Raw genomic sequence first — 24,751 nt, forward strand, 5'->3', positions numbered from 1 at the left:
ACTCCACTCGCTTTAAGCCTATCGACTAAAGCACACATATTAAGGCGCACAGATCATTCACAGATATGTGCGCCTTATGCTTTTGAGCCAACTGGAATTCCGTTACAATCTAGCCTCTCACATCGTCTTCATTTTCAGGATCTCGCTATGACTATTTCAGTTTCTACGCCCCATTGGGATCTGGACGCTACCTTGCCTCCACTTATGCTTGCCAACTTATCTCATTTGGGCCTCATCAAAGTCGTTGGAGAACAAGGCCACAGTTTTATCCATGGCCAAGTGACCACAGATATCAGCTCATTGGCCACAGATCAATGGCGCTGGGGCGCCCATTGCGATCCTAAAGGTAAAATGCTGGCCAGTTTCAGAACCTTTGCCATTCAAGATGCACTCTTTATGTTGATGCCAAAGGATGCCATCGAAGTCGATTTACCCCAGTTACAAAAATATGCCGTTTTTAGTAAAGCCACCCTAAGCAATGCATCCGCTGAGTGGACTCTGCTCGGGGTTGCCGGTGAACAGGCAAGCCAATTCGTGAACAAACATTTTGGTGACATTCAGCAAGAGCTCACACTCATTGAAAATGGTGCGATTTTAAAAGACGCTGAACGTTTTATTTTAGTATTAACACCAGATGCCGCAGCAGCTTTAGTTGCGCAATCGGAACTGAGTGTATTTGACGCCAGTGCATGGCAAGCGTTAGAGATTGCAGCAGGTTACCCCAACCTTGCCGCCAGCCATGCCAGCCAGTACGTACCGCAGATGTGTAATCTACAAGCGGTTAACGGTATCAGCTTCAATAAGGGCTGTTACATGGGGCAAGAAACCATAGCGCGCATGAAATATCGCGGTGGTAATAAACGCGCCCTGTATATCTTGCGCGGTCACACTAGTCTTCAAATCACCCTAGCATCAGGCCTCGAAATCGCGATGGAAGACAGTTTTCGCCGTGGTGGCCAAATCATTGAGTTTGTGCAGCGTGGCAATCAAGTCTTGTTAACCGCCGTACTTCCTAATGACACGGCTAATGATACTCAGCTGCGTTTTGCCGACGATGAACAATCACATTTAACGATCCAAGCACTGCCCTACTCATTAGATGAAGCGTAATACTTTGATTTAATATGATTAGTATAAAATATTGAAGCAGAATAAAGGCGCCAATGGCGCCTTTATCTTAGTCAATGCACTTCGAGCATCAATTTTCTAAATAAGTATCTCGAATGGCAATTGCTTCTGGCAGGATTTGCTTGAACTCCTCCACCAGCTTAGGATCGAAATGTTTTCCCGCTTGATTTTCAAATAGCTCCATAGTCGCTTCAATCGTCCAAGCCTGCTTATAAGGCCGTTGCGAAGTCAGCGCATCGAACACATCCGCAATCGCGGTGATACGCCCTTCAAGGGGGATTTCTTCGCCAACCAAGCCATTGGGGTAACCTGAACCATCCCACTTCTCATGGTGAGTTAAGGCGATACGACGGGCCATTTGCAATAACGGATCGCTATGTTCACCAATAATTTCTGCACCTATGGCAGCGTGCTGCTGCATAATTTCCCATTCCTGCGCATCAAGTTTCCCTGGCTTTTTCAGCACAGCATCGGGCGTACCGATTTTACCAATATCGTGCATAGGTGCCGCATTAAAAATCAAGTCACAAAAGGTCGTCGGTAAGCCGAGCTTTATCGCTAATATGCGGGCGTAATGGCTCATGCGCACAACATGTAGACCTGTCTCGTTGTCTTTGTATTCAGCGGCACGACCAAGACGACGGATAATCTCGAAACGGGTTTCTTCTAATTCGTGAGTACGAACTTTAACTTGTTGTTCGAGTAGACGTTTTTGATCATAAAGCGCAAGATGTGTTTTAACCCGCGCTTTAACGACAGGCGCACTTACAGGTTTAGTAATGTAATCCACCGCGCCCAATGCAAAACCTTGGGCTTCATCAGCAATTTCAGATAAGGCGGTCACGAAGATCACCGGAATATGACTGGTCAGCGGCTCTTGCTTTAGCAGCTTGCAGACTTCATAGCCATTCATACCTGGCATCATGACATCGAGTAGAATCAAGTCAGGCCGCGATTTTGTCACTAACGCTAATGCCCTTGGCCCATCGATCGCCACTTTGACTTTGTAATCATCACCTAAAATACCAATCAAAATATCGATATTCTCAGGTGTATCATCGACGACTAATATTGTTGCTTTTTCCATTAACAACTCCACTCAATGTCACGCATTATAAATTCGCGCTACCGCTTTCTATCCTAACTGTGAAATCACATCGTCAATTAAGTCGATTGCCTCATCAAACTGATACTGGTTAATCATAGATAAAGCGGGGCTTAATGTTTGCCACATTGCACTACTCACCTTCGGCTTTAACGCATCAATTTTTGCCACAGCACTGGCATCGGCTTCATCTAGATTCTGACGTAAGACCCGTAATGCGGCTCTCAAGTCCTCATCTGATAGCAAGTCCACCGCTTGGGGCTCGGCTTGATTCACTATCACAGGCTTAGCCTGTTCAATCGCATCGCAGATAGAGGCCACTAGCGGTTGAATTTGAACTAATTCATCTTCATAGGGCGCTTTCTCTGTTAAATGCAACTCAAGCAAACGCGCTAATTCCACCAATTTTGCCGAACTTAAATTACCCGCTAAGCCTTTAAGGGTGTGGGCGATACGCACCGCATCTTCGACTTGATTCGCCGCGATGGCTTTGCGAACCTGCTCCACGACATTACGTTGACTACTCACAAAACGATCAAAGATTCGTTGATAAAGACGCGTCGAATGCTGCACCAGTTGCAAACCTCTATCGATATCCAGCTCAGGGTGTTCTGGCCATTTGAGCAATACCGTTTGATCAGCGCCATTGCTGACTTCACCCTGTGCGCTGGACGAAGTTAACCGAGTTGAGGCTTCCGCCCTTATCGCAGCAGAAATTCCAGAAGAAGATCCGAGGTATTTCAATAGGGTTTGATAGAGCACATTCACTTCTATGGGCTTGGCAATATGGTCATTCATCCCAGCCCGAAGACACATATCTCTATCACCAGCCATCGCATTCGCAGTCATAGCGACGACAGGTAAATTTGCCAACTCAGGCCTTTTCCTTATCGCTTTAGTGGCTTGATAACCATCCATCACCGGCATTTGACAGTCCATTAACACTAGATCGAAATGCTGTTGGGATAGCTTATCTAAGGCAATTTGGCCATTGGTCGCGATGGATAAAATAATCCCCACTTGCTCTAAAAACTCGCTGGCGACTTCGAGATTCATCTCGTTATCTTCCACTAATAAGATACGCTTCCCTTGAAGTGGCAATAATAACTGCGGCGCCAGCTCTTCAGTGCGGCGTCTCACTGGCAATATGCCTTCACGGCCAATCGCATTCATTATGCCATCGAGCATGCGTGAGGCGCTGATGGGTTTACTGATGTACCCCGCCAGTGCTAATTGCTCAATTTGAGTGATGAATTCATGATTAGCATGGGCGGATACCATCAAGATCTTAGGCTGAGACTTAGCCTGTAGTTGGATCTGACGGGCGGTTTCTAACCCGTCCATATTGGGCATTTTCCAATCGATTAATGCCACTTCATAGGTCTGCAGTAAGCAGCGGCTTATTGCTTCTTCACCTGAACGAACCGTATCGACTCTAAAGCCCATACTTTCGAGCGTTGTACGCATTATGTCCCTGGCGGTCGCGTTATCATCTACCACCAGCACAGACATGCCCTCAAGCTCTTGCTCAAGCACTAATTTTTGGCCCTCGGAAATTTGTAACTTCACAGTGAAATAGAAGGTGCTGCCATGACCAAATTGACTTTCGACACCAATATTGCCCCCCATGAGTTCAACGAGTTGCTTGCAAATAGCCAAGCCTAAGCCTGTACCACCGTATTTACGGGTGGTTGAAGTATCCGCTTGGGTAAAGGATTTAAATAATTTTGCTTGCTGCTGCTCAGTTAAACCTATGCCGCTATCACGCACACTAAAACGCAGCACGACATCATCATCTTGCTGTTCAACAAGATTTAACGACAGTAATACTTCACCCCGTTCTGTGAATTTAATGGCGTTATTCATCAAGTTAATCAACACTTGACCTAAGCGTAGCGAATCACCATATAAATAACGCGGCACGTTAGGGGCGACTGCAAATAACAATTCAATCTGCTTGTGGGCGGCTTTTTCAGAGAACATATCGCTGAGATCTTCTAGCATAGTATCGAGCTGAAATGGCACTGAATCTATGTCGAGCTTACCCGCTTCAATCTTAGAGAAATCCAGAATATCATTGATAATAGACAGTAAAGACTGCGATGCCCGCTCAATCTTCTCCACATAGTTTTTCTGTTTTTTATCTAATTCGGTCTGTAAGCACAGCTGCGACATGCCGATAATGGCATTCATTGGGGTGCGTATTTCGTGGGACATATTCGCCAAGAAGTCACCCTTTGCTTTACTGGCGGCATCGGCTTGCTCTTTGGCAAGTAACAGTTCATCGGAGAGCAATTTAAGCTCTGTCATATCGACCATGCTGATCACAGCCGATTCAAATTGTCCTTGGGCATCTAACAATGCCGACACATTGACCGTCATCCATAAAGGCGCACCGGAAGGACGAATAAAACTCCTCTCGCCACGATAATGGTCAATTTTGCCACCGACCAATTCCTTAAATTGCGCCTTGGCAATATGCTTATCTTGCGCGCTAAGGACCTCAAAAATTGCGGTATTGCGTAAACTCTCCCGTGACCGCGCCATATCGGCACAGAATTGGTCATTACAATCTAAGATAACGCCTTTAACATCCACATTGACGATACCAATGGTCGCACCATCGAACAGTGCCTTAAAGTGCGCTTCACTGAGGGCTAACTCTTGTTCTATGCTCTTGCGTTGGGTAATGTCCATTACATACCCATTCCAAGTAATGGCGCCATCCTCTTCTACATGGCCGCTCGCCCCCGCCTCCATCCAACGTATGCTGCCATTGGGATGGCGATAACGAAACTCGCGTATCCATTGCAGTCTGTCTTCACTCTGACCCGACAATGCCCGCACGACATCCGGCCTTTCTTCATCAAAAATCCGCTCAGCTATGATGTCAAAATTACTCATTAGATCATCGCGATGTAGCCCCAGCATTTTCATTGCCGCACCAGAGAGAAAGGTAAATCTGCGATCAGTAGGCGAGTGCCACAACAATTGGTACACGGTACAAGGAATAGACTCTGTAATATTGGTCAATTGCAGGCGCGAAGCCTCCAACTGCCCTATAGCAAGCTTACTCTCTGTGATGTCATCAATACTGCCGTCGAACCAAAGTGGAACGCCCTCTTCGGTATAACTTGCCTTACCTTTCTCATGCACCCAGCGCACACTGCCATCGCGATGGCGGATACGATATTCCACTTCAAAGGTTTCTTGCTGCGCGAGTGCTCTATCAATATGCAAATGACATGTAGGCCGATCCTCTTCTAAAATCAGCGAAGCAAAAGTACGTTGGCGATTTTCAATAAACTGACTCGCTGCATAACCCGTAATCTCAGCAATATTGTCACTGATATATTCCATGAACCATACATCCGCGATACGAGTCCGATAAACGGCGCCGGGAATATTAGTCACTAAGCCACGAAAACGCTGTTCGCTATCACGGATCTTCTGCTCAACGGCCAGTTTTTGTGTCATATCGCGTATTGAAGCCGCCACTTGCCTTTGTCCATCAAAGGCAGGAGGAAGAATACTCAGCGCTATTTCCGCAATAAATTCATTACCATCGGCTTTTAACGCCCGTACATGACGGGCATTTGCCATGCCTCTATCGCGGCCTTCGCGCAGGAATGTTTGTCGCTCAAGTACATGCCCGTTTCCTAACTCTTGCGGCAATAACGCCTCAACCTGCAAACCCAGCATAGCGCCCGTTTCGTATCCAAAGAGCTGCTGACAGCGACTGTTAGTAAAGACGATTTTCCCAAGTTCGTCGACAATGAGCATGGCCTCTGGAGCGGCTTCTAGTACGGCATTTGACCAGACTGCCGCTGAAAACTGCTCAGTAACATCGGTAAATAACATCTCCACCGACATTAACTCACCCGTATCTGATAATAATGGCTGCATAAACACATCGAGCCTTCTTAAATGCCCTTTTTCATCCAGCATTTCCACTTGGTGCGAAGGCACATTTTGGCCCTTTAAGGCTAAATCGGTATATTCCCAGTTCTTCTCATTGAGGGGATTAGCCGAGAAGAGCCTTTGATATTTGCGCTTGAGCAAATCAGGGGTAATCCCCAACACCTTAGTTACCCCCTCACTAACCTGGGCGAGTTGACCATTGGGTTCGAGGGAACAGTAGAAAGACTTTTCACTCATGCCATCAATTAGGCGCGCAAAGCGATTACCGCGGGAATCAAGAATGGCTTGTTCACGTTCTGCGAGTAATTCCGCCATTTGATTGAAGGTAGTACTCAGCGTCACAATTTCACTCACGGCACCTTTAGGTACAATGAGCTGCTGAGTTTTACCCTGTCCAAAGGACAAGATACCCGACTCGAGTAGCTCTAGCGGCCGAGTTAACCGTTTCGCCGCGAGATAACAGGTCAGCAATAATAAGAGGGTTAATAAACTTAAATTGAGGATGATAGATGCTAGATCATCAAGCAGGGAGTTGAATAAATCTTGTTCTGGCGCTAATACAATCACACGCCACTTTAATTGCGGTACAGTCGCAATACTAGCAAGATAAACAACATCTTGGTTATCAACAAACCTTGTTTGACCATCAAGCCTTTTATCCTGTAGCGTCCAAAAATCGGCATTTTTATTCTTATCGAGCCACTGGGCTGAAGTCGTTGCCAGCACTTTTTCTTTATCTACATGATAAATAAGCCGCCCTTGATCGTCTAAAACCACCAGACGATTTGGTGCAATCCCCAATTGTTTTGGCAATCCATCTAAAGCTAAATCAACCGTGGCGACCCCAAAATAATTGCCTACCTCACCAAAAGGAGCCGAATAGGTCAACATCAGAATATTTCCCCCCCCCTCATCAAAGTATGCCTTTGACCAATAACCGTTCGCTTGATTGATAGCCTTACTCCACCAATCCCAAGTGCCATCGGTATAGTCGTAGCCTTCAGCGCCAATATCGAGATAATGGAGATCGTCGCTGCCACTTGTATCGCGGTAAACATAGGGAGAAAAGAGCTTGCGATTAGGAAAGGTGTTCGGTTTAAATGCGACTGCGGAGCCAAAAAAATCAGGATTACGTTTGACTCGATTCATCAAGACACTTTTAACACTCTCAGTGTCATTCATGTCTTCTTTACTTGACAAAAAACCAATAAAATCAGCAAGACCTTGGGTTTTGGCCTGCGCATGCTCGAGCAGAAACTGCAGACGAGAAGCCGAATGACTCGCCTCTTGTGTCAGGCTATGGTAAAGCCGATTCTCTGAGGAGATATAACTAAACCAAGCGTTTACACCATAGACACTCGCCATAATTAAAATGAGAGGCAAGGCTATGTGGGATAAAATCCTACTGCGAAAAGTACGAAGTTTACTTTTTTCCATGGCGTCGCCCTAAAGCCCTCGATTTTATAAACACTGCATTTAAAAATAGCACTTATAAAGTAAACGAAGAATTTAGTGGCGACAATGTTAAAGTTAAAATAATGTGAAGTAATTTGTTGTTTTAAAAACACTAATAAGCCGTCTCTAAGAAGCCGTCTCTAAGGTTTGATTAGGTAAGATACGAGCAAAATAGCTTTGGGTTTCGGCGATAATGATATGCCTCAAGCCCACAATGGCAATCAAGTTTGGAATCGCCATCAAACCATTAACCGTATCGGCCAACAACCAAATCACATCCAGTTTGATAAAAGCACCACCCGCAATCAGCACCAAAAACACCACTTGATACATGCGTAACCCGCGCTCACCGACTAAGTAATACCAACAGCGTTCACCATAATAATGCCAGCCCAAAATCGTGGTAAACGCAAAACACACTAGCGCAATCGTCACCAAATACTGACCCACAAGCGCTGAACCTCCCAGAGCAAAAGCAGCACTCGTCATTGCGGCACCCGCAGTCTCACCACTCCATACCCCAGTGATAATCAGCACTAAGCCCGTCATAGTGCAAATGATAATAGTATCGAAGAAAGTACCCGTCATGCTAACGAGACCTTGCTCAACGGGTTCATTGGTCTTCGCGGCAGCGGCGGCAATGGGTGCACTACCTAATCCAGATTCGTTCGAGAACACACCGCGGGCAATACCGATTTGAATCGCCTGTGCGACTGTCGCCCCTAAAAAGCCCCCCGCAGCTGAGAGTGGCGTAAAGGCAGATTCAAGCACTAAAGCTAAGGCGGGTAAAATCTGCTCGGAGAAACCGACTAAGATCCACACGCAGGCCAGCACATAACCAATCGACATCGCAGGCACAAGTTTTTGCGCCACATTTGAAATGCGCTTTACGCCACCCAAAGTGACTGCGGCAACTAACACAGTCAACACAGTTGCAGTCAACCAAGTCGGCACCTCAAAGGCAATCGTCAGTGCATCGCTGATGGCGTTAACCTGTGCAAAAGTACCGATACCGAAAAAGGCCACACCAACCCCAAAGAGAGCAAACAATTTCGCCATCCAAGGCAGACCAAGGCCGCGCTCGATATAATACATAGGGCCACCCGCAATCTGCCCACGAGCATCGGTGGTACGGTACTTTACCGCGAGCATACACTCGGCATATTTAGTCGCCATGCCGAAAAATGCCGCCAACCACATCCAAAATAACGCCCCAGGGCCACCCATTTTTATTGCCGTCGCCACGCCAACAATATTACCGGTACCGATAGTGGCGGACAGCGCCGTACAAAGCGCGGCAAAGGAAGATAAATCCCCATGACCTTTGGCAGGTTTAAACAACAATCCCATCGCCATCGGCAGACGAAATACTTGGATAAGCTTGAGACGCACAGTGAGGTAAACCCCTGTACCCACCAGCAAACAAAGGGTAATTGGGCCCCAGACGATGCCATTAATACTGGCAAGTAAAGCTTGAAAACTCATGATATTCCTCGAATATTAAACAACAAAATTAATAAACGGAGGAGGAAAAGAAATGGCTGTGACGCGCCGCAGTCGGACGCTATAGCGAACTATTTTGACCTAATCTCGGCCGAGAATCGCCTAAGCTGAACGCTAAAAGCGTAGCAAGCGAGAGCTCTACACGAGTGCTTTCAATAAGAGCAAAAGTGCTCCATCTCAAGCAAAAGAGTAAAAATAGCCCACGACGACAAACGACAGGGACTGTGCAGTCATCCTCTCCTCTGTCCTTTTGCCTGAGCGTTTCGCGTCGCAGGTTATACAATAACACCACGACACTTTCGCCTTCGGCGCCACCTGATTGCACAATGAGTGCAACTGGTAGTCTCTCCAGAGGCTCGTCCAGTAACAGTCCACGCCTATCGGCACCTGAAAGAGTGCTTTGTTTTTATAAGAATACTCGCTTCTGTAAAACCAAAGTTGCCTCGTCGGTGTGGGGTCAATTCCCCACTCTCCTGCTACCTTCATCCGAACGGATTGCTAGATTGAGATTTACTCCCAAGCTAACAGGACGCACAGAATGCAACAAACACGGCGTCAGCTCAAGCCGTTTGCTCACAGTTCGTCGAGGATTTAATTCAATTGACTATTTTTACGGCAAGTGACGATTTATGTTTTGTGATCCCGTTTATGATCCCATTACAGGAAAAATCAGTATCTATCTGAATAGAAAATGCTTTATCTTGAACACGGGATTGCAATGCTAAATTGCAGCCAAGATATGCTGCAGCCACAGTTGAAAACACTACTGACTACACCCGCCGCCAATGGATATAAAGGAGTTGCTCAATGGCCGACGTCGCTAAGCTTAACCAAGTCACCAAAGGCTTTCGCGATGGTGAGCAATATCATCAAGTACTGCAAGCGGTTAATCTACAGATCCACAGAGGTGAAACCGTGGCGCTTACAGGTCCCAGCGGCAGCGGCAAGAGCACCTTACTCAACCTGATCGCCGGTTTTGAAATGCCAGACTCGGGCGAAATCTTGCTAGAACAAGCATCAACCTCAACTTGGCAAGACAAAGATTGGAGCCGTTTCAGGCGCGATTCCTTGGGCGTTGTGTTTCAGCAATTTAACTTACTCACGCCACTCAACGTGAAAGACAATATCGCCTTCTCCTTAAGTTTAACCGCGCAGCCATGGTCGCCTTGGTGTGACTATCTGGTTGAAAAACTTGGGCTGATGCCACTACTTCATCGGCAAGTTGAAGCACTTTCAGGCGGTCAACAACAGCGTGTCGCCATCGCCCGCGCCTTAGCCCATAAACCGACCTTGCTACTGGCCGACGAACCTACGGGTAACTTAGATGATGTGTCAGGCAAACAAGTGATGGCACTACTGTGTGAACTGGCACGGGAAAGCCAAACTAGTATCTTGATGGTCACCCACAGCGAAGAATGCGCCGCCTTCATGCAAAAACGTTGGCATTTATCCCAAGGTGCAGTCGCTATCTATGAACAATAAACGGCTCACTAAGGCGACTCCCACAGCGCTTAAGCAAACAAGGCTTAGGTTAACTGGGCTGAGGCTGACGTGGCTTAGCCTAAAGGTTTTTATCGCCCATTATCGCCATGCGCCCATACAAGCAGGTGCCATTCTGCTCGGTATCGCCTTAGCTGTCACTCTGCTGATTGGGGTTAAAGCAACCAACGACAATGCCGTGCGCAGCTATAGCGAGGCGACTGAGTTACTGAGTCAACGCGCCGATGTGCTACTCACGCCGCCCCTTGGACAAAACACTTTAGATGAATCCGTCTATTTCGCCTTGAGACGAGCCGGATTAAGTCAGAGTCTCGCTATCGTAAGTGGTAAAATCTCCGGTAAAAACGGTCAGTTCTGGCAACTGGAAGGCAGCGATTTAGTCGCCGCATTGACACTACAAAAATCGAAACGTAACACCTCGACTGGCACACAATTAGCCACCTCGCCACAGATGAATGACTTACCGCTTGCCGATCTCCTCAACGGCGCAGCCACAGTAATCATGAGCCGCAGCCTAGCTGCCAAAGTGGCGCCCAACGGTAAACTTGTTTTAGAAAATAGCACCTTAGATGTCATTGCAATTGATGACAGTTTTGGTCTTGGCAGCGCCATATTGGCCGATATGTCCCTCGCCCAGCGATTACTAAACATGCAAGGCCGACTGAGCTATATCGCCATGTTCAGTGAGCGAGAAAACCTACCTAAACTAAAATCCCAACTCGACGCTTTAGGGATTACGCCCCAAAAGGCCAGCTTTAGCCAGCAAGATCAAGGCCAAGCGCTGATAGCGCTGACCCGCAGTTTTCACCTTAATCTTAATGCCATGAGCATGTTAGCCTTCGTTGTCGGCCTCTTTATCGCCTATAACGGTGTGCGCTACAGCCTAATGAAACGGCAAAAACTGTTAGTGCAGTTATTGCAGCAGGGAATAGAGCGCCGCGCCTTGATGACGGCACTGATGTTCGAATTAATTTTGTTAGTTGTCATAGGTTCAAGTCTGGGCTTTATCAGTGGTTTGCAACTCAGCCACTGGCTGCAACCTATGGTCGCCATGACCTTAGAGCAAATGTATGGCGCCCACTTGCTCCCCGGTATTTGGCAATGGACTTGGCTTTTTGAGGCAATTGCCCTCACCTTAATTGCCGCGCTCGCCGCTTGCTTGCCCTTGTATTTAGATCTTACGCGCCAAGCACTTGCACAAGGGGCGAATCGTTATCAGCAAATGCAGGCACACCGCAAAACCCATAGCATTCAATTTGCCTTAGCCTGTGGCTTATTGACCTTAGCGGCGTTGCTGTTTCCCTTCAGCCAAAGCTATAACATCAGCTTAGTGTTGCTCGGTATCGTCGCTATCGCTATTCCCTTATTGTTGCCGCAATTATTGCATTGGGGCGTCAGTGCGTTAATACCCTTGGCACGTCCTGGATTATGGCAATATCTGCTCGCCGAAACCCGTGAGCTTATTGCACCGCTTTCCCTTGCTATGATGGCGATCTTACTGGCGCTCAGTGCCAATGTGTCGATGAACACCCTCGTTGGAAGCTTCGAACAAACCCTGCGAACTTGGCTAGAAACTCGCTTACATGCCGATCTCTATATCCGCCCACCGAGCCAACGCATCGACACGATTCAAACCCAATTGATACACGATCCTAGAGTCAGCGGTCTTTATCAGCAGTGGCAAATTGAAGCCCTGCTTTCACTGCCAGTTTCGACGGATAATCCGAGCGAGCAGACAATTCCGGTGAGCCTACTCAGCCGCGATGAATTTTCGACTCGGCACACCAGTGCGCTTAAGGAAAGCCTGCCCACATTGTGGCAATCCTACTTTAATGCACCCGTTGTATTGGTGAGCGAACCTCTTGCCATCAAATACCAATTACAGCTTGGTGATAGTGTGTCATTGGATGTACTCGAGAAAACAGGTAACAACAAAACCATTATTGGCGGCATTTATTATGACCACGGCAATACCCGAAACGAGGTCATTATCAGCCAGCCACTTTGGCAACTGGCCCAGTTGCCTGTACTGCCGGTGAGTTTAGCGGCAAGTTTTCACGGTAAAGAGCAAGGCAGTAGGATAAGTGAAGCAGAACTCGATCAACTACAAGTCCAACTGGCGACTGAGTTAGGTTTATCCCAAGCGCAAATCTACAGCCAAACTAAGATTAAAACCCAAGCTATCGCTATGTTTAAACGCACTTTTTCCATTACCTTAGTGCTGAATAGTTTGACGCTGATTGTCGCCGCGATTGGCCTCTTTAGTGCCTGCTTAATGTTGACTCAGGCAAGGCAAGCACCACTGGCACGGCTGTATTCCCTCGGCGTCAGTCGTAATGCTCTGCGCGGTATGGTGTTTATGCAGATGCTGATTGTGGTGCTGATAACTTGCCTGCTCGCTATGCCAACGGGCGCGCTGTTAGGTTACCTGCTTATTAATAAGATCACCTTGCAAGCCTTTGGCTGGACGATAAAAATGATTTGGGATTGGCAAGCTTACGGCCATGCAATACTGATTGCCTTAACTACCTGCACCTTAGCCGTACTCTTACCGCTGTATTGGCAAACCCGTAAACCACTGGTCGCCAGTCTGCAGCAGGAGACACTGTGATGAAAACACTCAATCTAAACAGTATTGTATGGGCAGTAGTTGGGTTAATGCTTATCGGCGGCTGTGATAAAACGCCATCGACGCAAAGCACTCAATCTAAATCCATGGCCAATGTGGTAGGCACAACCTCTGCTAATCAAGATGATTCGGGCTTTACGCCTGTTGTTCCCGGCTATAGATTTGAATTTCCGCGGGATCACTTGGCACATAACAGTTTTCGCCAGGAATGGTGGTATCTGACCGCGAATTTAACGACAGAAACAGGTGAGCAACTCGGCGCTCAGTGGACGCAGTTTAGAGTCGCCCTGAAACCCACAACTCTGCAAACAATCGCTCCACAAACAACAGTTCCGCAAGGAACAGATGCAACGCCCAAAAGTGAATCCACGTGGGAGACTCAGCAGCTTTATTTAGCCCACAGTGCATTAACCTCGAGTAATGCTCACTTGGCCCACGAAAAGTGGTCACGCCGCCATAGCGAGTTTGCCGAGGTGAAATTAGATCCTTATCAAATCCGCCTCGATAACTGGCACTGGCAGAGTGAAACCAATGCACTCTTCCCCGCGACCTTAACGGTGGAGAATCCTGATTTTAGCTATCGACTTCAGCTTAACAGCCAAGCGCCATTACAATACCAAGGCGCTAACGGCTATAGCCTTAAAAGTCGCGATGGCCAAGTAGCCTCTTACTATTACAGCCAACCCTTTATTGAAATTTCAGGTGAAATCAACCGCAATGGCAAAGTGGAGCAAGTCACAGGCCAAGGTTGGCTCGACAGAGAATGGAGCTCGCAATTTCTCACTAAAACGCAACAGGGCTGGGATTGGTTCGCGCTCAGGTTAAATGATGGCTCGACGCTGATGTTGTTTCAGTTACGGGATCAGTCTCCGGCAGAGTCCGCAAAGAATGCACCTATCTCAGCATTTTATAGCGCCAGAAGAATGTTTACCGATGGCACAGGTCGCAACATCAATTCCACTGACAATCCCAATGACATTCAGATGACGCCTCTTAAATGGCAACACACAGTCAATGGCGACTATCCCGTTAGCTGGCAAGTAAAAATCCCCAGCGAAAATATCGATCTCACTATCACCCCGCTCAATCCCAATAGCGCTATGCCATTATCAACGCCCTACTGGGAAGGCCCAGTGCAACTCTCTGGCAGCCATACAGGTACGGGTTATATGGAACTGACGGGCTATTAACGTTTTATGTATACTAAACAATGTGAATATAACTAATTGTTCCTAAATATGTTCTATCGCAGGATTTCGCAAGCATGCACGTCAGCTATTGCTCTTACCCAGAAATTTTATATACACCTGTAATTGGTAAAAAAGTATTGGATTCCCATCTACACACTTGTGCTTCCGTTAATGTTCACAGGTTCCAGATATACACAATAGTATTCTCCATAAATGTACTCATCACTATGCCCTAGTGACGACAGTGCTAAGCGCTTAAATATCAAACTGGGAGTTAGATCACTCGCAAAACTTTGATCCGGATCGACTATCGCTTTCAATACCTCTTGTGAGGTATACCCACATTTTTTATCAGGTCTAGACTCGCCAGTATCAGCACTCGGTTACCCTCCTTTTTAATCTTAGGCAACCGAGTTTACGCCACTACAGGTCATCCCATATGAGTCAGGAATACCACGTCACCAGCCTTGTGGTGCATGCCTCGCCTAAAGCCTTACAGCAGGTTGAAGCCAATATCCGCGCATTAGTGGGTACTGATATTCATGCAATTACACCCGAAGGAAAATTGGTCGTCACCCTAGAAGGGAGTAGCCAAAGAGCGATTCTTGACAATATTGAAGCCATCAATGCCCTGTCCGGCGTGTTATCTGCCAGCTTGATTTACCACCAAGTAGAACCATTAGCACAAGAGAGTGAGGAAATATTATGAGCATAAGCCGCCGCGAGTTTCTCAAGGCCAACGCAGCGGTTGCCGCTGCGACGGCCGTGGGCGTCACACTTCCCATTAAGATGGTCGAAGCCGCCGAACAAGCTGACAGTATCAAGTGGGATAAAGCTCCCTGCCGTTTCTGCGGTGTGGGGTGTAGCGTATTAGTGGGCACCCAAGCGGGCAAAGTGGTCGCCACTAAGGGCGATCCTGAAAGTCCTGTCAACCGTGGCCTTAACTGTATTAAAGGTTATTTCCTATCAAAAATCATGTACGGCAAGGACAGATTAACCACGCCATTGCTGCGGATGAAAGACGGCAAATACCATAAAGAAGGTGAGTTCACTCCAGTCAGCTGGGATGTGGCCTTCGATACTATGGCGGCGAAATGGAAACACAGTCTCGCCACCAAAGGTCCGACGTCAGTGGGTATGTTTGGCTCCGGACAATGGACTATTTGGGAAGGTTATGCCGCCTCTAAACTTCATAAAGCAGGTTTCCTTACCAACAACATAGATCCTAATGCGCGCCACTGCATGGCCTCAGCCGTGGGCGGCTTTATGCGCACCTTCGGTATCGATGAGCCCATGGGTTGTTATGACGATTTAGAAGCCGCCGATCAGTTTATACTCTGGGGCGCAAACATGGCTGAGATGCACCCAATTCTGTGGGCAAGAATATCCGATAGACGTTTAAGCAGTCCAACGTGCCGAGTACATGTGCTGTCGACCTTTGAAAATCGCAGCTTCGATTTGGCCGATAACCCTATGGTGTTCCGCCCACAGTCGGACTTAGTGATCCTCAACTATATCGCCAATTACATTATTGAAAATAAAGCAGTTAATACCGACTTTGTTACCAAACACACTAAGTTTGCCTTAGGCGTTGACGATATAGGCTATGGCCTGCGTCCAGAACATCCATTAGAGAAAAAAGCTAAAAATCCAGGCAATGGTAAATCCACGCCCATTAGCTTTGACGAGTATGCCAAGTTTGTCAGCACTTATACGCTGGAATATGCCGCCAAGATGAGTGGCGTCGAACCAGAGAAGCTGGAGATTTTAGCCAAAGCCTATGCCAACCCTAACGTTAAAGTCATGAGTCTGTGGACCATGGGCATTAACCAACACGTTCGCGGCGTGTGGGCGAACAACATGCTTTACAACATCCATTTGCTCACGGGCAAAATTGCCACACCGGGTAACAGTCCTTTTTCATTAACAGGTCAACCTTCGGCTTGCGGGACTGCCCGTGAAGTCGGTACTTTCGCCCACCGTTTACCCGCCGATATGGAAGTCACTAACGACAAGCACCGCGCCATTACCGAAAAGCTATGGCAAGTGCCAGAAGGGACAATTCCCGCCAAACCTGGCTACCATGCCGTACTCCAGAGCCGTATGCTCAAAGATGGCAAGCTCAACTGTTACTGGACCATGTGTACCAACAATATGCAGGCAGGCCCTAACATCAACGATGAGATTTACCCTGGCTTTCGTAACCCAGAAAACTTTATCGTGGTTTCAGATCCCTACCCAACCATCACAGCTATGGCGGCAGATTTAATTTTACCAACGGCAATGTGGGTCGAGAAAGAAGGAGCTTACGGCAACGCCGAGCGCCGTACTCATATGTGGTATCAACAAGTAAAAGCTCCAGAAGGCGCAACCTCAGATCTGTGGCAACTAGTCGAATTTTCGAAACGATTCAAAGTCTCCGAAGTCTGGCCAGCCGAACTGATAGCCAAACAACCGGAATACGCGGATAAAACCTTATATGAAGTGCTATTTGCCAATGGCGTGATCGACAAGTTCCCAACTTCCGATTGCAAAGCCGAATTAAACGATGAGAGCGAACACTTCGGTTTCTACCTGCAAAAAGGTATTTTCGAAGAATATGCAGCTTTCGGTCGTGGCCATGGCCACGATTTAGCCGACTTTGACCGTTACCACGAAACCCGCGGCCTACGCTGGCCAGTCGTTAATGGCAAAGAAACGCTGCGCCGTTTCGTTGAGGGGAGCGATCCTTATGTCAAAGCGGGTGAAGGCTTTAAATTCTATGGCAAGCCAGATGGCAAAGCGGTGATTTTCGCCCTGCCCTATGAACCCGCCGCCGAAGAGCCGAATGAAGAATACGATTTGTGGATGTCGACTGGCCGCGTGCTGGAACATTGGCACACAGGCTCGATGACCGCACGCGTACCAGAGCTTTACCGTGCCTACCCCGACGCGCAGATTTTCATGCATCCAGAAGATGCGAAAGCTCGCGGCGTACAACGTGGTGACGAAGTCATAGTGGCCTCACCGCGCGGTGAAGTGAAAACCCGAGTTGAAACCAAAGGCCGTAACAAACCGCCACGCGGCGTAGTATTTATGCCTTTCTTCGATGCGCGCCAGTTAGTCAACAAACTGATATTGGATGCGACCGATCCCCTGTCAAAAGAAACTGACTTTAAAAAATGCCCAGTGAAAGTCTTCAAGGCGGAGAATAACCAATGAGAAAAATACTCACCTTAACTGCGTTACTCGTCGCCATTACCGGCTGTTCAGGCCAGCAAACCGACACCAACGTAGCACCAGTTAATATTCAATCCCTCGCAGGAAACATGGCGATCACCGACATTCGCCCAGCCGATGCTATGGCGATTTATCCTAGTCGCGGCTCCGCCATTGAGCGCAGTTTTAGCGAGCAACCCCCGCTCATCCCACATAAGGACGATTACAAGATCACCTTAGATAAAAATGGCTGTTTAAGCTGCCATAGTTGGGACAAGGCAAAACGCATGAAAGCCACACCAGTAGCTAAGTCCCACGTGATTGATGATAAAGGCACAGTTAACGGACATAACTATGCCTGTACTCAATGCCATGTCGCTCAGGCCGAAAACAAGCAACCACTCGTCGAGAATCAATTCTCCGGCAAGTAAATCTCCATCCCCTGCAAAGCCAAGCCACCCGAATTGATTAGGGTGGCTTTTTGCTATTTAAGCGTCCTATCCTAATGAGTTGGCTTAGAGCCAGTAATGAGTATTCAAGTAAATATAAGACTAAACGTCTATCGCTGGTTCAGCGTCCGTTGCTGAACAGTACTTTCACCAAGGAAGGGATTGAGCAGAAGTTAAAAAGGCAAAGTGAGAATCGAGGGAAATAAAAATAAGAGCAGAATCTAAAACACAGAAAAGTAAAAACCCAGCCTAGGCTGGGTTTACTTGTTGTTTTGCTTTATGCAAATCACCCGCTGGAGCCGTTTTAGTTACTTGCGCCGCTTTAGCGTTTTGCACATCTTTTGCCACAGGCATAGCCGCCTGCCACAAAGCACCTACCCACAGACTTGAACTTGATTTCATCGGTATTCCCCTGTTTTGTTAACAAGGTCAAAGTAATACTTAGGCTATCATTAGTAAAATGAATAAATTCCATAATATGGATTCCATTTGAGCATGAACATCCCAATCAAGACCTTACAGTGTTTTCTGACCTTAGTGGAAACTGAAAACTTTACCCGCGCCGCGCAGAAATGTTTTATCACCCAGCCGACACTAAGCAAAATAATCCAGAGACTCGAGGAGAGCCTAGGGGAAACCTTGCTGATCCGGAATAACCAAAAGGTTGAGTTAACTCAAGCTGGTCAGCTCTTTGAGCACAGTGCACGGGAAATCCTCGGCCAATGGCATAGGCTGCAGGAGGACATGAGTAACCTTAGCGGTCTTAAATCGGGGCGGTTGCGACTGGGTGTATGTCCTATGATGAGCAGTCTTATTATTGGTTTGCTCACTAGCTATCGTAAGCGTTATCCGGGAGTTGAACTACACATGTATGAGTACGGTGGATTCGGCTGCGAACAAGCATTGCTCAATAACAGTCTCGATATCGCCTTTACCGCGCTCCCCACGACCCATGAGACAGAACTCGTCAACCAACCCCTAACTAAGTACCCTTTACTCGCATGCCTGCCTGAAGGACATCCCTTAGCCGAGAAAGACCACTTAAAATGGCAGGACTTCCAGCCCTATCCTTTTATCCTCTATAACGAAGACTTCTCCCTCGCTAAACTGATTAATCGCCTCAGTCGCAAAGCAGGTGTTCAACTCAATATTGCCTTTCGCAGCGGCCAGTGGGATTTCCTCGCCGCCATGGTCGAAGCCGATATGGGCGTCGCTATTTTACCTGAGCCTATCTGCAATCGATTAAGCACCAGCAAACTGGTCTTTAAACCTATGCAGCCCGCAATGACATGGGATCTGGCGCTTATTTGGCGCCAAAGTTTACCTTTAACACCGGCGGCCAAGGCCTTGCTTGAATTGAGTAAACAAAAAACTGAACGCTGAGAAGATAAAGCAAGAACTAATACCAATCACATTATTTTAAACAACGGGATACGAAACTTCGTCAGCCGTAGCGGGTGATTACAGTTGGATCTCTCCCATAAAAAAACCGCTGCGAGCCTAGAGGCCGACAGCGGTTTTTAAGGTAAGTTAAGAATTACTTCTTAGCTTCAGCAGCCTTACGTTCTTTAACTTGAGCAACAACTTTCTCAGCTACGCTAGCTGGACATTGGCTGTAGTGTGAGAACTCCATAGAGAACTGACCACGACCAGAAGTCATTGTACGTAAAGTACCGATATAACCGAACATTTCTGATAACGGTACGTCAGCTTTAACGCGAACACCTGTTACACCAGCAACTTGGTCTTTGATCATGCCGCGACGACGGTTTAAGTCACCGATCACATCACCCACGTTGTCATCAGGGCTGAACACGTCAACTTTCATGATTGGCTCAAGAAGTTGTGGTTTAGCTTTAGCGATAGACTGACGGAAAGCGCCTTTAGCAGCGATTTCGAACGCGATTGCTGATGAGTCAACTGCGTGGAATGCACCGTCAGTTAATTCGAACTCAACGTCTAACACTGGGAAGCCAGCGATAGTACCTGTGTTCATCATGCTCGCGAAACCTTTCTCAACTGCTGGCCAGAATTCCTTCGGAACGCTACCACCAACAACTGAAGATTTGAACACGAAACCAGTGTTTGGCTCACCAGGGCGGATGATATATTCGATCTTACCGAATTGACCAGAACCACCTGATTGTTTCTTGTGAGTGTATTGATCTTCAACCATTTGAGTAATGGTTTCACGGTAAGCAACTTGTGGCTCACCTACGATCAATTCAACACCATAAGTACGCTTCAGAATGTCTACTTTGATATCTAAGTGAAGTTCGCCCATACCTTTAAGGATGGTTTCACCTGAATCTTCGTCAGTTTCTACGCGGAATGATGGATCTTCAGCGATCATCTTACCGATTGCGATACCCATTTTCTCAGAACCGCCTTTATCTTTTGGCGCTACTGCGATAGAGATAACTGGCTCTGGGAACACCATAGCTTCTAAGGTAACTGGGTGTTTCACGTCACATAAAGTGTGACCAGTTTGAACGTTCTTCATACCCACGATAGCGATAATGTCGCCAGCTTGAGCAGATTCAATTTCAATACGGTCATCAGCTAGCATTTCACACATACGGCCGATACGTTCAGTCTTGCCAGTCGCGCTGTTCAGGATGGTATCACCCTTCTTCAGACGGCCTGAGTAGATACGTACGAAAGTCAGGGCACCGAAACGGTCATCCATGATTTTGAACGCTAACGCTTTTAATGGCTCATCAGCAGAAACGATAGCGAATTCGCCAGTTTCGTTGCCTTCTTCGTCAGTTAATGGCTGTGGTTCAACTTCGTCTGGTGCTGGTAAATAATCAACAACAGCATCAAGAACCAGTTGCATACCTTTGTTCTTGAACGCAGAACCACAGTATGTTGGGAAGAAAGCCATAGTACGAGTACCTTTGCGGATACAACGCTTGATATCTTCGATAGATGGCTCTTCGCCTTCCATGTACGCTTCCATCACAGCATCGTCTTGCTCAACGGCAGTTTCGATCAGCATTTCACGGTATTCTTCAACCATGTCAACCATGTCAGCAGGTACATCTTGGATATTAAAGTTTTCTGGTAAACCAGACTCATCCCACACGTATGCTTTACGAGATAACAGATCAACAACACCAGTGAATTCGTCTTCAACACCGATTGGCAGAACCATAACCAGTGGAGTAGCAGCTAATACGTCTTTAGTTTGCTTAACTACGCGTAAGAAGTCAGCACCCATACGGTCTAACTTGTTTACGAAGATAATACGCGCAACTTCAGATTCGTTCGCATAGCGCCAGTTAGTTTCTGATTGAGGCTCAACACCGCCTGAACCACAGAATACACCGATACCGCCATCAAGCACTTTCAGAGAACGATAAACTTCAACGGTGAAGTCAACGTGTCCTGGAGTGTCGATAACGTTGAAACGGTGATCTCTCCAGAAGCAACTTACAGCAGCAGACTGAATAGTAATACCGCGCTCAGCTTCCTGTACCATGAAGTCAGTGGTAGATTCGCCATCGTGAGTCTCACCGGCTTTATGGATTCTTCCTGTTAACTTAAGGATACGCTCGGTGGTCGTGGTTTTACCCGCGTCAACGTGAGCGAAGATACCAATGTTTCTGTATTTGGATAATTCGGTCATGATTCAACTTTAATGAGTAGTTTAAGAAGTAGACGGAGTATGCGACAAACACCGACACACCGCACATCAGATTATTTTAGGCGCATATTGTAAATTGGAACCCTGCTCGGCGCAAATGGCTAGAGTACTTTTTCACGATAAAGTCGCGTAATAATTTAGGTAAATAGCCATAAACACGAACTAAAACAGATAAGTAAAACACTTTAGCTTATTTTTCACTCAATCAATAAAAAACCTTAAATAAACCTCATTTTAATGGGATAAAGCGATTTTCAAGGGATTTCTATCGTATCGTCAGTACAAACATCAAACATTAACCTGCAAGCATGGATGCTAGAACAATCATGTTATACCTATCTCCAAAATAGAGATGACATCCGCAACTCACTTCAATCGCAGTCTTTTAGCCAAATAACCACAAATCAGTCTTGAGTAAACCCTTACGTGTCGATGCACATTTGATTACGCCCTTGTGCTTTAGCACGATAAAGGGCTCGATCTGCCCGCTCAAAACACAATTGTATAGGTTCGTTTTCTGCGAGCTTAGCGACACCAAAACTACAAGTTAAGTGAACATTGTCAGTAAATTGATAATTGTTAACCCTCTGCGCAATCCGCACACACAAGCTTTCAACTAATGGCAATGATGACTGTTGGCAGAGGATAACAAATTCTTCGCCACCCCAACGTGCGACCACATCAGAATCACGCACACAGTGCTGTAATACCTGTGACACTTGCTCAAGAATGCGATCACCGACGTTATGCCCTAGCGTGTCATTAATCTCTTTAAAGTAGTCGATATCAATCATTACAAGGCACATGCCTGCCACAGCAGATTTATCATGCTGCTCGTTATTAATAAAAAAGCGATTAAAGTAATGTCGGTTATACAATTTAGTTAATGGGTCGTGGGTAGATAAAAATTCGAGTTCGGCATTTGACGCTTCAAGCTGTTCGCGTAAAGTTTCCAACTGCTTATTCTTATCGGTTAATCTTCGATTATATTGACTCATAAAGTAAGTTCTCACCCCCAACATTAGGAGCAACAGACACGTCGCGCAGATAATTTGATACACAAGTGAATAGTTAGTCTCATCTATCACAGTCACATTATTCCACTTCTGATAAATCGTGATCCGCTCTTGCTCACTCACAGTGTTTAAGGCTTTATTTATCACAGGTAACAAGGACTCTTGACCATAAGCGACCCCCATCCGTAACTCATCTTCCGGCCCGCCCCAACCCGCAATTTTTAAATCCCATTTGTTGAATGTAAGCGTTAACCGAAAACATTGACCCAACAAACAGATCTGCACGTTTATCCAGAACCGACTGCAATCCCGCAGGTTCACTGGCAACAGTAAGCATCTCTATCTGAGGATAATAATGCTGAATATACTCAGCTAAACGATAACCTTTGGGCACGGCTAAAATACGCGTATTGATATTCTCCAATCCTTGCAGAAAAGGCTGTTCTTTAAGTGAAACAAGCACATTTGGTGAGCGGAAATAGACATCACTGAAGTGCAGATAAGTCTCGCGTATTAGCGTTTTATTCAACATAGGGGTTAAATCGCACTGACCACTTTGCAAAAAAGATAAAGTTTCGGTCCAAGAAGATGTCGGCACTAGCTGAAACTTAAGGGAAGAATGCGACTCAACATGACGAATATAGTCCGATGAAATCCCCAGATGCTTACCTTCTCGTATTCCTTCATAGGGCAACCAATCAGGATCAACGCAATAACAGACTATCACAGCAGACTTGGCGCTAACATCTTGATCCGCAAGTTTAGTACTAGACACCATGAAACGATCAGCATTCACCAGTAATGGCATACACAGCAATAGCGACAATAACCTCAATAAGCCACGCAATTCCATTGAAATTTCAACCTAAAAGCTGATGCTAGATGGGGAATGTAAAAAAGTGTATACGTGAAAACCACACAATACCAATTCCCATCATTGCTTATACGAAACGCTCGTTTGTCCATTGTGTCTTAACGCCTTCGTACATCAGCAAAACTTATCTTCATAAGGTGATCAGTTGATGGGAAAGAACGTTGCTAAGTTCACTCAGTCCTAAATTCACTCAATCTGAGTTTGGTATCACATTTTAAAAAGCCAATATTTATCGCTTGTTTCATCAGGGCTATCCTAAATAACCACCCTTACTCGCCATCCAAAGCCATCATAGCGCCTTTTGCAAACTACGATTATATGCAGTGGCACCTCGCCTTAACTTCTGCAGCTACGTTCTTTGGCCGCTATACCGCGATCATGATGGACTGTGCGGGGGCATCAAACAAAGATGGCAGAATATTTTATAATCTGAGATAAAACTGCAGCCTTATTCTCCGGAACTGAATCTGATAGAACAGTTGTCGCGGATATGAATAGAATTGATATAAAGCCAAATGGTGCAAATTATTCGTATCGTGGAAGGTAAAAAAGGGATTATCGAGAGAAAAATAGGAGGAAAACTGACTAATTGAATAGACACTAGGCTGGATTTAACAAATTGCAGACGCAAAAAAGCCAGCTTATTCAGCTGGCTTGGTTACATCTCAATGAGATAATTAGGCGCTTGGCGATGACCTACTCTCACATGGGGAGACCCCACACTACCATCGGCGCGTTTGCGTTTCACTTCTGAGTTCGGGATGGGATCAGGTGGTTCCACAAGGCTATTGTCACCAAGCAAATTCTGTTTATTACCGTGTCCATCTCTGGCTCACGCAAATAATAATTCGGAAAGCTGATTTGCTTTGTTTGAGTTCACACTTCATCAAGTGTCGATATTCTGTCTAAGGCTTCTTTGTAAAACCCATCTGGGTTGTATGGTTAAGCCTCTCGAGTCATTAGTACATGTTAGCTCAACGCCTCACAACGCTTACACACCATGCCTATCAACGTCCTAGTCTCGAACGGCTCTTTAGAGGAATTAAATTCCTAGGGATGACTCATCTTAGGGCTCGCTTCCCGCTTAGATGCTTTCAGCGGTTATCGATTCCGAACGTAGCTACCGGGCAATGC

General features: G+C 46.6%; 13 protein-coding genes, 2 rRNA genes, 1 pseudogene and 1 riboswitch. Of the genes and pseudogenes, 8 read left to right on the forward strand and 8 right to left on the reverse strand.

Annotation, left to right across the window (positions count from 1 at the left end):
• Window positions 1–147 precede the first annotated feature (147 nt).
• On the forward strand, window positions 148–1,110 hold the full coding sequence (gene ygfZ / locus L5L97_RS17095; protein WP_263183064.1) for a tRNA-modifying protein YgfZ: 963 nt from the start codon (window positions 148–150) through the stop codon (window positions 1,108–1,110).
• Window positions 1,111–1,198: 88 nt separating this feature from the next.
• On the opposite strand, the gene L5L97_RS17100 is transcribed toward ygfZ, so the two are convergent.
• The 3 genes from L5L97_RS17100 to L5L97_RS17110 all read right to left on the reverse strand — a co-directional run bounded on the left by L5L97_RS17100 (window position 1,199) and on the right by L5L97_RS17110 (window position 9,094).
• Complete coding sequence (locus tag L5L97_RS17100) at window positions 1,199–2,215, reverse strand: two-component system response regulator (RefSeq protein WP_028759378.1); 1,017 nt, start codon at window positions 2,213–2,215, stop codon at window positions 1,199–1,201.
• A gap of 48 nt (window positions 2,216–2,263) precedes the next feature.
• Window positions 2,264–7,591: a PAS domain S-box protein gene (locus tag L5L97_RS17105; RefSeq protein ID WP_263183065.1), complete on the reverse strand. Its 5,328-nt coding sequence runs from the start codon at window positions 7,589–7,591 to the stop codon at window positions 2,264–2,266.
• Window positions 7,592–7,735: 144 nt separating this feature from the next.
• Complete coding sequence (locus tag L5L97_RS17110) at window positions 7,736–9,094, reverse strand: alanine/glycine:cation symporter family protein (protein WP_263178619.1); 1,359 nt, start codon at window positions 9,092–9,094, stop codon at window positions 7,736–7,738.
• A gap of 250 nt (window positions 9,095–9,344) precedes the next feature.
• Window positions 9,345–9,474, reverse strand: a riboswitch (glycine riboswitch).
• A 445-nt stretch (window positions 9,475–9,919) separates the two neighbouring features.
• On the opposite strand from L5L97_RS17110, the gene L5L97_RS17115 reads away from it, so the two are divergent.
• The 6 genes from L5L97_RS17115 to napB all read left to right on the forward strand — a co-directional run bounded on the left by L5L97_RS17115 (window position 9,920) and on the right by napB (window position 18,060).
• Window positions 9,920–10,594: an ABC transporter ATP-binding protein gene (locus L5L97_RS17115; RefSeq protein ID WP_263183068.1), complete on the forward strand. Its 675-nt coding sequence runs from the start codon at window positions 9,920–9,922 to the stop codon at window positions 10,592–10,594.
• The gene (locus tag L5L97_RS17120) at window positions 10,584–13,223 is read left to right on the forward strand and encodes an ABC transporter permease (RefSeq protein ID WP_263183070.1); all 2,640 of its coding nucleotides are present in this window, start codon (window positions 10,584–10,586) and stop codon (window positions 13,221–13,223) included. Before L5L97_RS17115 ends, L5L97_RS17120 begins: the two co-directional genes overlap by 11 nt.
• Window positions 13,223–14,431 carry a lipocalin-like domain-containing protein gene (locus L5L97_RS17125; protein ID WP_263183071.1) on the forward strand — a complete coding sequence of 403 codons (1,209 nt, stop codon included), beginning with the start codon at window positions 13,223–13,225 and terminating at the stop codon, window positions 14,429–14,431. The genes L5L97_RS17120 and L5L97_RS17125 overlap by 1 nt, the downstream gene beginning before the upstream one ends.
• A gap of 439 nt (window positions 14,432–14,870) precedes the next feature.
• Window positions 14,871–15,140, forward strand: a complete 270-nt coding sequence (locus tag L5L97_RS17130; protein ID WP_105251508.1) for a chaperone NapD — start codon at window positions 14,871–14,873, stop codon at window positions 15,138–15,140.
• Window positions 15,137–17,632: a nitrate reductase catalytic subunit NapA gene (napA, locus tag L5L97_RS17135; RefSeq protein WP_263183074.1), complete on the forward strand. Its 2,496-nt coding sequence runs from the start codon at window positions 15,137–15,139 to the stop codon at window positions 17,630–17,632. The genes L5L97_RS17130 and napA overlap by 4 nt, the downstream gene beginning before the upstream one ends.
• On the forward strand, window positions 17,629–18,060 hold the full coding sequence (gene napB / locus L5L97_RS17140; RefSeq protein WP_263172570.1) for a nitrate reductase cytochrome c-type subunit NapB: 432 nt from the start codon (window positions 17,629–17,631) through the stop codon (window positions 18,058–18,060). Before napA ends, napB begins: the two co-directional genes overlap by 4 nt.
• Before the next feature lie 267 nt (window positions 18,061–18,327).
• On the opposite strand, the gene L5L97_RS17145 is transcribed toward napB, so the two are convergent.
• Window positions 18,328–18,480: a hypothetical protein gene (locus L5L97_RS17145; protein WP_081729124.1), complete on the reverse strand. Its 153-nt coding sequence runs from the start codon at window positions 18,478–18,480 to the stop codon at window positions 18,328–18,330.
• A gap of 93 nt (window positions 18,481–18,573) precedes the next feature.
• On the opposite strand from L5L97_RS17145, the gene L5L97_RS17150 reads away from it, so the two are divergent.
• Window positions 18,574–19,461, forward strand: a complete 888-nt coding sequence (locus tag L5L97_RS17150) for a LysR family transcriptional regulator (RefSeq protein WP_105251505.1) — start codon at window positions 18,574–18,576, stop codon at window positions 19,459–19,461.
• 154 nt (window positions 19,462–19,615) lie between these two features.
• Here L5L97_RS17150 and fusA read toward each other — a convergent pair whose 3' ends face one another.
• From fusA to L5L97_RS17175, 4 genes and pseudogenes are all read right to left on the reverse strand, one after another.
• The gene (fusA, locus tag L5L97_RS17155; RefSeq protein WP_107402610.1) at window positions 19,616–21,709 is read right to left on the reverse strand and encodes an elongation factor G; all 2,094 of its coding nucleotides are present in this window, start codon (window positions 21,707–21,709) and stop codon (window positions 19,616–19,618) included.
• Between the two features lie 440 nt (window positions 21,710–22,149).
• A pseudogene (locus tag L5L97_RS22900) lies at window positions 22,150–23,663 on the reverse strand (diguanylate cyclase).
• 637 nt (window positions 23,664–24,300) lie between these two features.
• Window positions 24,301–24,416: ribosomal RNA gene (gene rrf / locus L5L97_RS17170) — 5S ribosomal RNA — on the reverse strand.
• 139 nt (window positions 24,417–24,555) lie between these two features.
• Window positions 24,556–24,751 (reverse strand): 23S ribosomal RNA (locus tag L5L97_RS17175); the annotation flags it as partial.

It is taken from the genome of Shewanella sp. SM71 (assembly GCF_025653905.1).
In the GTDB taxonomy this organism is placed as follows: domain Bacteria; phylum Pseudomonadota; class Gammaproteobacteria; order Enterobacterales; family Shewanellaceae; genus Shewanella; species Shewanella oncorhynchi.

What these genes read in the sequence shown, in the direction of transcription:
- ygfZ (WP_263183064.1), top strand. Translation starts at nt 148, where the DNA reads ATGACTATTTCAGTTTCTACGCCCCATTGGGATCTGGACGCTACCTTG.
- L5L97_RS17100 (WP_028759378.1), bottom strand. Translation starts at nt 2,215, where the DNA reads ATGGAAAAAGCAACAATATTAGTCGTCGATGATACACCTGAGAATATC.
- L5L97_RS17105 (WP_263183065.1), bottom strand. Translation starts at nt 7,591, where the DNA reads ATGGAAAAAAGTAAACTTCGTACTTTTCGCAGTAGGATTTTATCCCAC.
- L5L97_RS17110 (WP_263178619.1), bottom strand. Translation starts at nt 9,094, where the DNA reads ATGAGTTTTCAAGCTTTACTTGCCAGTATTAATGGCATCGTCTGGGGC.
- L5L97_RS17115 (WP_263183068.1), top strand. Translation starts at nt 9,920, where the DNA reads ATGGCCGACGTCGCTAAGCTTAACCAAGTCACCAAAGGCTTTCGCGAT.
- L5L97_RS17120 (WP_263183070.1), top strand. Translation starts at nt 10,584, where the DNA reads ATGAACAATAAACGGCTCACTAAGGCGACTCCCACAGCGCTTAAGCAA.
- L5L97_RS17125 (WP_263183071.1), top strand. Translation starts at nt 13,223, where the DNA reads ATGAAAACACTCAATCTAAACAGTATTGTATGGGCAGTAGTTGGGTTA.
- L5L97_RS17130 (WP_105251508.1), top strand. Translation starts at nt 14,871, where the DNA reads ATGAGTCAGGAATACCACGTCACCAGCCTTGTGGTGCATGCCTCGCCT.
- napA (WP_263183074.1), top strand. Translation starts at nt 15,137, where the DNA reads ATGAGCATAAGCCGCCGCGAGTTTCTCAAGGCCAACGCAGCGGTTGCC.
- napB (WP_263172570.1), top strand. Translation starts at nt 17,629, where the DNA reads ATGAGAAAAATACTCACCTTAACTGCGTTACTCGTCGCCATTACCGGC.
- L5L97_RS17145 (WP_081729124.1), bottom strand. Translation starts at nt 18,480, where the DNA reads ATGAAATCAAGTTCAAGTCTGTGGGTAGGTGCTTTGTGGCAGGCGGCT.
- L5L97_RS17150 (WP_105251505.1), top strand. Translation starts at nt 18,574, where the DNA reads ATGAACATCCCAATCAAGACCTTACAGTGTTTTCTGACCTTAGTGGAA.
- fusA (WP_107402610.1), bottom strand. Translation starts at nt 21,709, where the DNA reads ATGACCGAATTATCCAAATACAGAAACATTGGTATCTTCGCTCACGTT.